Here is a 7,506-nt window from a genome sequence, read left to right as displayed (position 1 = left end):
CTTTGGCGAAGGCGACCGTGTCGTCCATGTATTCTTTGATGCCGGGGAAGCGTTCGAAATAGCGATCAATAAAGCCCTGCGCCTCTTTGCGCGGAATGCGCAAGTTACGCGCCAGACCAAAGCCTGAGATGCCGTAGATCACCCCAAAGTTGATGGCTTTCGCTTGGCGACGCACCATCGGATCCATGCCTTCCATCGGCACGCCGAACATTTCAGAGGCCGTCATGGCGTGAATGTCGTGACCATCGCGGAAGGCTTGTTTGAGGCTTTCGATATTGGCGACATGCGCCAAGATGCGCAGTTCGATTTGTGAGTAATCGAGCGAGATCAGCTTTTTGCCAGCGTCCGCGACAAAGGCCTCGCGAATTTTGCGGCCCTCATCAGAGCGTACAGGAATATTTTGCAGGTTCGGATCGCTTGAAGACATGCGACCTGTCACGGCGCCCGTTTGAATATAGGACGTGTGAACGCGGCCTGTGTCTGGATTGATAAAGGTCTGCAAAGCGTCTGTATAAGTCGATTTCAACTTAGACAATTGCCGCCAATCCATCACGCGGGCAGGCAAAGCGTGACCTTCTGAGGCGAGGTCTTCGAGAATATCGACACCTGTGGCGTACGCACCGGTTTTGCCCTTTTTGCCGCCGGGAAGCTCCAGTTTATCAAACAGGATTTCACCAAGCTGTTTGGGCGATCCGACGTTGAACGGTTGTCCTGCCAACTCGTGGATTTCGGCCTCGAGCCCCGCCATCTTTTGCGCGAATGTGTTGGACATACGCGAGAGCACATCACGGTCCACTTTGATGCCGTTGCGCTCCATCTGAGTGAGCACAGGCGACAAAGGCCGCTCAAGGGTTTCATAAACGGTGGTAACCTGCTCAAGATGCAGCTTGGGCTTGAAAATTTGCCACAGGCGTAAGGTCACATCGGCGTCTTCGGCAGCGTATTTGATCGCCTTGCTCAGCTCCACTTTATCGAATGTGATCATAGACTTACCACTGCCCAACAGCTCTTTCGTTGGGATTGGCGTGTGATCGAGATAGCGCGTTGATAACGCGTCCATACCGTGGTTGTGGATGCCAGCGTGCAGCGCGTAAGACATCAGCATCGTGTCGTCGTAAGGCGCGACAGTGATGCCGTAGCGGGCGAAAATCTTGGCATCGTATTTCATGTTCTGGCCGATTTTCACGATGCTTGGATCCTGTAAAACAGGCCGCAACGTGTCGATCACCAGATCCATCGGCAGCTGGCCTTCGACCAAGCTGTCGCCGCCAAACAAATCATCATCGCCCGCTTTATGCGCGATGGGGATGTAGCAGGCTTGGCCCGCTTCAACACATAAAGAGATGCCGACCAGATCGACCTGCATCGCATCCAGACCGGTTGTTTCAGTGTCCACCGCCACGTAGCCGCGCTCATAGATGGCATCGACCCAGCGTTCCAACGCGCCGATGTCGCGGACATGTTCATAGGCATCGAGATCAAAGGGCTTGGCCTCAGGTGTGGCCGCTTGTGCCGTGGCGGCAGATATTGGTCCGCCAGCGGGGGCGTCGGCAATTGTCGGGGCATCGATGCCAAAGCGCTCGGAGGCGCGTTTGACCATGGTGCGGAATTCCATTTTCGCGAGGAACCCAACAAGGTCGTCTACGTTTGGGTCTTGGACTTCAAGGCTTTCAAGTGTGAAATCCAAGTCCATCTCGCAGTCGAGTTTGACCAAATCACGCGAGATGCGGATCAGTTCTTCGTTGTTGATCAGGCTTTCACGGCGTTTAGGCTGTTTGATCTCACTGGCGCGGGCCAGCAGCGTATCAAGATCACCATATTCGTTGATCAACAAGGCGGCGGTTTTGATACCAATGCCGGGCGCGCCGGGCACGTTGTCGACGCTATCGCCAGCAAGGGCTTGAACATCAACCACGCGGTTAGGGCCAACGCCGAACTTTTCTTCGACGCCTTCGGAATCGATGCGTTTGTTTTTCATCGGGTCGAGCATTTCAACGCCGCCGCCCACGAGTTGCATCAAGTCTTTGTCAGATGAGATAATCGTTACACGGGCACCCGCGTCGCGCGCTTGGCAAGACAGCGTTGCGATGATGTCGTCCGCTTCGAACCCTTCGACTTCGATGCAAGAAATGTTGAAGGCGCGGGTCGCATCACGAGTCAGGGGAAATTGCGGCACCAAATCTTCGGGCGCAGGGGGGCGATTGGCTTTGTACTTCGGGTAGATGTCATTGCGAAAACTTTTGCCGGAGTAGTCGAAAATCACCGCGGCATGCGTTGGCGCATCGGGGCCAGTGTTGCCCTCGATATAGCGGTACAACATGTTGGAAAACCCAGAGACCGCGCCCACAGGCAAGCCATCCGATTTGCGCGTCAAAGGCGGAAGCGCGTGGTAGGCCCGAAAAATAAAGGCTGAGCCGTCAATGAGGTGAAGGTGATGTCCCTTGCCGAATGTCATATGCGTGCCGCCCTTGTGTAAATCTGTCTCGCTTTGATAGCACGAAGAGGTCCCCCAACTGCAAGCCGTGATCGTGTTAAAACACGCGGCCGATGTGGCGAATGCGCAGTTGGTGTTTGATCACGTTGAGAACGGCTTGGCACGCGTAGAAAAACAGCCAACGCAAGCGCGGCTGTTTCAATGCAGGATTAGAAATAAAGACGTTTGCAGACGCGAATTAAGCTTCGTCGGTCAACTTGGAAGAGTTGTGTACGAATTTCTTATCGCAGTAGCCACATTCAACAAACCCTGTGTCATGTGGAATCACCAGCCAAACGCGGGGGTGACCAAGCGCGCCTTCGGAGCCGTCACAGGCCACTTTCCAAGAGGATACGATTTCGGTTTCTGGGGCATTGGTGGTCATGTCGATCGCTCACTTATGGCTAAACGTATCCAGTGTCTTCAATGCACAAGGGGTACGCAGTCTGTCACTGTTGCCGAACCTGTTGGGACGGCTTATGTCGTTGAGGCATGATAGCGATCCGCGCGCTGCGAGCAAGGGGTTGCAACACGAACGGGAAGAGAATCCTGCGTGAAAAGGACGAGAATATGACCAACAATGCCATTGAGATCAGAGGCCTGCGTAAAACCTATCGTGGCCAAGGCTCTGCGCCCGCCAAAGAGGCTCTTAAGGGGATTGATTTGGATATTCCCAAGGGATCGATTTTTGGGCTGTTGGGGCCAAACGGTGCTGGCAAGTCGACGCTGATCAACATTCTGGCAGGCTTGGTTGTGAAAACGTCAGGGCAGGCCAAAATTTGGGGTTTTGACCAAGACGTCAATCCGCGCCAATCGCGGGCCGCCATTGGGGTGATGCCACAGGAATTGAACCTTGATCCGTTTTTCACGCCACGCGGGGCTTTGGAAGTACAAGCGGGTCTGTACGGCGTGCCGAAAAAAGACCGCCGCTCGGATGAGATTCTTGAGTTGATTGGCTTGACCGACAAGGCGGAGGCCTATGCGCGCACATTGTCTGGCGGGATGCGCCGGCGTCTGTTGTTGGGTAAAGCGCTTGTACACAATCCGCAGATTTTGGTTCTGGATGAACCGACAGCGGGTGTGGATATTGAATTGCGTCAAATGCTGTGGGCAAACGTCCGGCGCTTGAACGAAGAGATGGGCACGACGATTATTTTGACCACACACTACTTGGAAGAAGCCCAAGAAATGTGTGATGAAATTGCGATCATCAACCATGGTGAAGTGGTTGCGCGCGACACAACCAAAAACCTGATCGGGGCGATGGATGCAAAAACTTTGGTGATTGAGCCAGACGGCGATGCCCCTGATACGTTGGTTCTGCCTGATGGCGTCGCGATGGAGCGCAAATCCGACGGGTCGCTCGCGTTTTCATATTCACGTGGCAAAACCTCGGCCAAGGTCATTTTGGATGCCGTTCATGACGCAGGTATTGTGATCGGCGATGTGCGCACCGTCGATCCTGATCTTGAAGACGTGTTTGTCGAATTGACCTCAGGCAAATAGACCGCTCCAATCGCGCGGTCTATTCAGACGCCTCAGCACTTATGACACCAACGGGCCGCAGGCCTCGCCGCCCAAAAGATGCACATGAAAATGTGGCACTTCTTGGTGGCTGTCGGGGCCAGAGTTGGTGATCAAGCGATAGCCATTCCCGCCATGTGCTTCAGATGTGCCTGTTTGCTTGGCAATCAGGGCGACAGACTTGAAAAAGTCGAGCTGTTCGGCGTCGCTGGCTGTTGTCACAAAGTGGTCGTAGCAGCGGTAAGGCCCTTTCGGGATCACCAAGATGTGCACTGATTTTTGTGGCGCGATGTCAGGAAAAGCCACCGTATGTTCGCTTTCGAATACAGGCGCCGATGGAATCTCGCCGCGCAAGATTTTTGCGAAGATGTTTTGGTCGTCATAGGTGTAAGTCATGGTAAGTCCTTTGACTTAATCGTAAAAAAGATGATCTGCTTGGGCGACTTGGTGTGCAACGTCCTCGGGCACATCAAGGAACCTGGCAATGGCGGGGGCATTTTGCTCAGGTGATTTGGACTGAGAAATGCGTTCATAGCACTCAAAATCGGCGTCGCGAATTTCATGATACTCGCGGTCGATATCTGCGCGGACGGTTGAGACCAAGCTGTCGAGGGCCTTGTCGGGCGTGCGATCGCTCGCAAGACCAACACGTTTCATATGGCCTTTCAGGTAGTCGTCAGAAAAGTCGCATTCGATCTCCAACACGCGCGTGCTGGATTTGTCATTGTTGAAATCGCGGACAAGGTCGACCTTGTTGGAATCCAAGCAAATGACCATTCGGTCTGTGTCCCAATAATCAAACAACATCCGTGTCCAAGACCGGATGTGGCGGGACCGTTTCGCGAGGCTTTTCTCAACCCCTCCAAAATCCGGCAGGGGTGTGTTCTCTTCGTCGAATAAATATTCGACGCAAGGGATGTCTGTTTGCTCTTTGATTTTGGCCACAAGTCGCTTTGCAACATGCCATTTTTTACACACGATGATCAGCAGCTCGCGGTTGCGACCAAGTGCGCTATCGTTATCCCAAAACCGTGGGGCAAAACGTCGGCCGTGCCTGCCTCTATCTGCTAAAAACTTGAACAGTGACTGACCTTCGTCAGATGTGTGAAAGTCGACCCCTTCAGCCACAAAAAGGTCGCCAAGCCGTTTCTTCAACTCGGTGGCATCAGGTGAGATTTTCCGCGCAAACAAGAAGTCTTGAGAAACCAGTAAGTCATAGTGATCATTGTATAAAACAACGGGCATGCCATAATCTGTGAACATCAAGAATGTGAGCGTGCGTGAGTTGATTTCGTTGTTTGGAACCAAATGGCGCACAAGCGTTTGGAAATACGTCTCGTCGGGAATCCACGTCGTGCTAAAGAAATTCACCACGTCTTTGCGTGTTCGGGTAAAGTCCAGCAGGGCCTCAATAGTGCGCCTGCGCAGACACCACCACTGCGACCCAATTTGCACCCGAATATCTGATGGAATTTCGCGCTGCAGTCCCAGCTTTTCCTGCAGCTTCATGCTTTTATAGAACAGCCATTTTTGCGTGCGTTCGTTAAACCAATGGCGATAGATCAAGCGGTCTTTCTTGATTCCTGTCTTGATCCAATCGGATTCAAAGAAGTCGAAACTTTCGATGTAATCAATATCGTCATTGTCTAGAAATTTGCGGATATGCTCGGCGGACTTAATTGACATGCAGTCGCCGGAAACCATGTAGAAATGCGTTGCTCTTGGGAAAGCTTCTTCAGCAGCTTCAACGGCATACAACGAGGCTTGCACAAGTGACCATTCGCCCCAACCGCATTTGATCCGCTTGGTTGCATATGCGACATTTGGATTGTCCTTAAGCCCCTCGCGAATTGTCTCAAAGGCTTGTTTGCCTGCCCGCGCGTCAAAGTGAATTGCGATATAGTCACCAGCTGCAGTTAGGCGACGTGCTTGATCAATGATGGCTTCTGGGTCTTTATGGCAAAGAAGAATAAATGCGATACGTGCCATTTTGAAACCGTTTCTTAGTTATTTAGAGCTTTGTCAGAGCATAATTGTAAGCGACCATTGAATTAACAAGCCCAATTTGCTTTTAAAGTATAAAGAGTTGCTTGTATGCAGCCAGAAGGAGAAGACGATATGGGCTTTCCGGGAACTTGGATGACCGAGAGCGAGAGCATGGTGTACCGTGTGGTGCCCAAATGTGCGTGCTCGACCATCGGGCAAATCATGTTTTACTCTGATCACGGTGAATTCTTCGACGGCGATATTCATGACAGCAAGGACAGGATGCACAAGTGGGCGCAAGACTACAGTCAGCCTTTGATTGAAGCCAACGTTCAGGCCCACAATTCCTATGCGTTTACATGTGTGCGCAACCCTTACACGCGTGTTCTGTCCTCCTTCTTTGACAAGATTTGCGGCATTCAACGCAATGGCAACCGCTACCGTGGTAAATTGGTGCCTCAACTCGTGCAAAAATATGGCATCGAGGTCGGCGGACCAGATGGCAAACAAGAGTTCGATCAGATCGCATCTTTTCGTCGGTTCTTGCTATTTGTGCGTGACACCATTCGCTGGCGTCGCCCAATGGACCCTGACATTCATTGGTCTTCAACCTCCGGTCACGTCTCGACATTTATCGCCAATGGCGGTCGCTATGACAAAATTTTCTACACCGAAAAATTCAACGAGGGCATGCAAGAAGTTCTGGATGCTGTCGAAACAAAGCACACAGTCGATTTGGCGCAAATTCCGCGTTTCAACGAATCTGAGGGGCACGGTCCCAAACGCGCTCACCCTGTCGAAGACTACTTTGACGATCTGTCCAAACATTTGGTTTGGGAAATCTACAACCGCGACTTCAACTTGTTCAAATACGATTTCGAAAATCCAGGGAACAAATTCCCGATTGGTGAAATCGATCTTGATGAAGTTCATGCCAAACTTGGCGGTTAAGTTTATCGTATCTTAGAATAGAAAGCGCCGCCCATTAGGGGGCGCTTTTTGCTTTCGCAGTGCGACCCAAAGCTTCCCGAACCCAATCCTATCGTTCAGCCATTTTGTGGCCTATGTGGCCGCGCCGAGCACAAAAAACTGGCCTGACGACCAAACGCCAATGCAGGGTTCTCCGTCGACACTCTTTTCAACCGCCAAGTCTGCCAACCTGAAAAAGCTCTTGCGATCGATGAGCGCCTCAAGCCCAGCGCGAATTTCAACATAGGGCGCGGGCTCGCCGTTTTCGCGCGTGGCGACCCGCAATGGGTGCGCATGGTCCAAAACGGCGCTGTCGCCCATGGTGGTGTGAAAGGTCAAAATCTGTTCTTCACCAGATCCAGCCACGTCAAAGTCCACTGCCAAGAAAGGCGCATCGTCAACTTTAATGCCGACTTTCTCCACGGGCGTAACGAGGAAATAATCGTCGCCTTCCTTCTTCAAGACGGTAGAAAACAAGCGCGCCAATCTGACCCGCCCAATCGGGGTACCAAGATAGAACCACGTGCCGTCCTTTTTGATCCGAATATCGAGCT

At 52.2% G+C, this 7,506-nt stretch carries 7 protein-coding genes; 2 read left to right on the top strand and 5 right to left on the bottom strand.

Features of this window, described 5'->3' with window-relative positions:
- Positions 1-2,455: DNA polymerase I (polA, locus tag ABF287_RS04100; RefSeq protein WP_347183752.1), on the bottom strand; the 2,455-nt coding region annotated here is incomplete at its 3' end.
- Positions 2,456-2,672: 217 nt separating this feature from the next.
- Positions 2,673-2,858: a zinc-finger domain-containing protein gene (locus ABF287_RS04095; RefSeq protein ID WP_347183751.1), complete on the bottom strand. Its 186-nt coding sequence runs from the start codon at positions 2,856-2,858 to the stop codon at positions 2,673-2,675.
- A 185-nt stretch (positions 2,859-3,043) separates the two neighbouring features.
- Between ABF287_RS04095 and ABF287_RS04090 the strand changes: the two genes are divergently transcribed.
- On the top strand, positions 3,044-3,979 hold the full coding sequence (locus tag ABF287_RS04090) for an ABC transporter ATP-binding protein (protein ID WP_347183750.1): 936 nt from the start codon (positions 3,044-3,046) through the stop codon (positions 3,977-3,979).
- Between the two features lie 39 nt (positions 3,980-4,018).
- Here ABF287_RS04090 and ABF287_RS04085 read toward each other — a convergent pair whose 3' ends face one another.
- On the bottom strand, positions 4,019-4,393 hold the full coding sequence (locus ABF287_RS04085) for an HIT domain-containing protein (protein WP_347183749.1): 375 nt from the start codon (positions 4,391-4,393) through the stop codon (positions 4,019-4,021).
- A gap of 15 nt (positions 4,394-4,408) precedes the next feature.
- On the bottom strand, positions 4,409-5,986 hold the full coding sequence (locus tag ABF287_RS04080) for a DUF5928 domain-containing protein (RefSeq protein ID WP_347183748.1): 1,578 nt from the start codon (positions 5,984-5,986) through the stop codon (positions 4,409-4,411).
- A gap of 129 nt (positions 5,987-6,115) precedes the next feature.
- Here ABF287_RS04080 and ABF287_RS04075 point away from each other — a divergent pair, with 129 nt between their 5' ends.
- A complete protein-coding gene (locus tag ABF287_RS04075) occupies positions 6,116-6,934 on the top strand; it encodes a sulfotransferase family protein (protein ID WP_347183753.1) in 819 nt (272 codons plus the stop codon).
- Positions 6,935-7,045: 111 nt separating this feature from the next.
- Here the strand turns inward: ABF287_RS04075 and ABF287_RS04070 are convergent.
- Positions 7,046-7,506, bottom strand: a 461-nt coding sequence (locus tag ABF287_RS04070) for a DUF1285 domain-containing protein (RefSeq protein WP_347183747.1), incomplete at its 5' end; no start/stop codon positions are given.

This window comes from Pacificibacter sp. (assembly GCF_039769035.1).
In the GTDB taxonomy this organism is placed as follows: Bacteria; Pseudomonadota; Alphaproteobacteria; order Rhodobacterales; family Rhodobacteraceae; genus Celeribacter.
The sequence above is the reverse complement of the archived record's forward strand: the minus strand, read 5'-3'. Positions and strand labels throughout refer to the sequence as shown.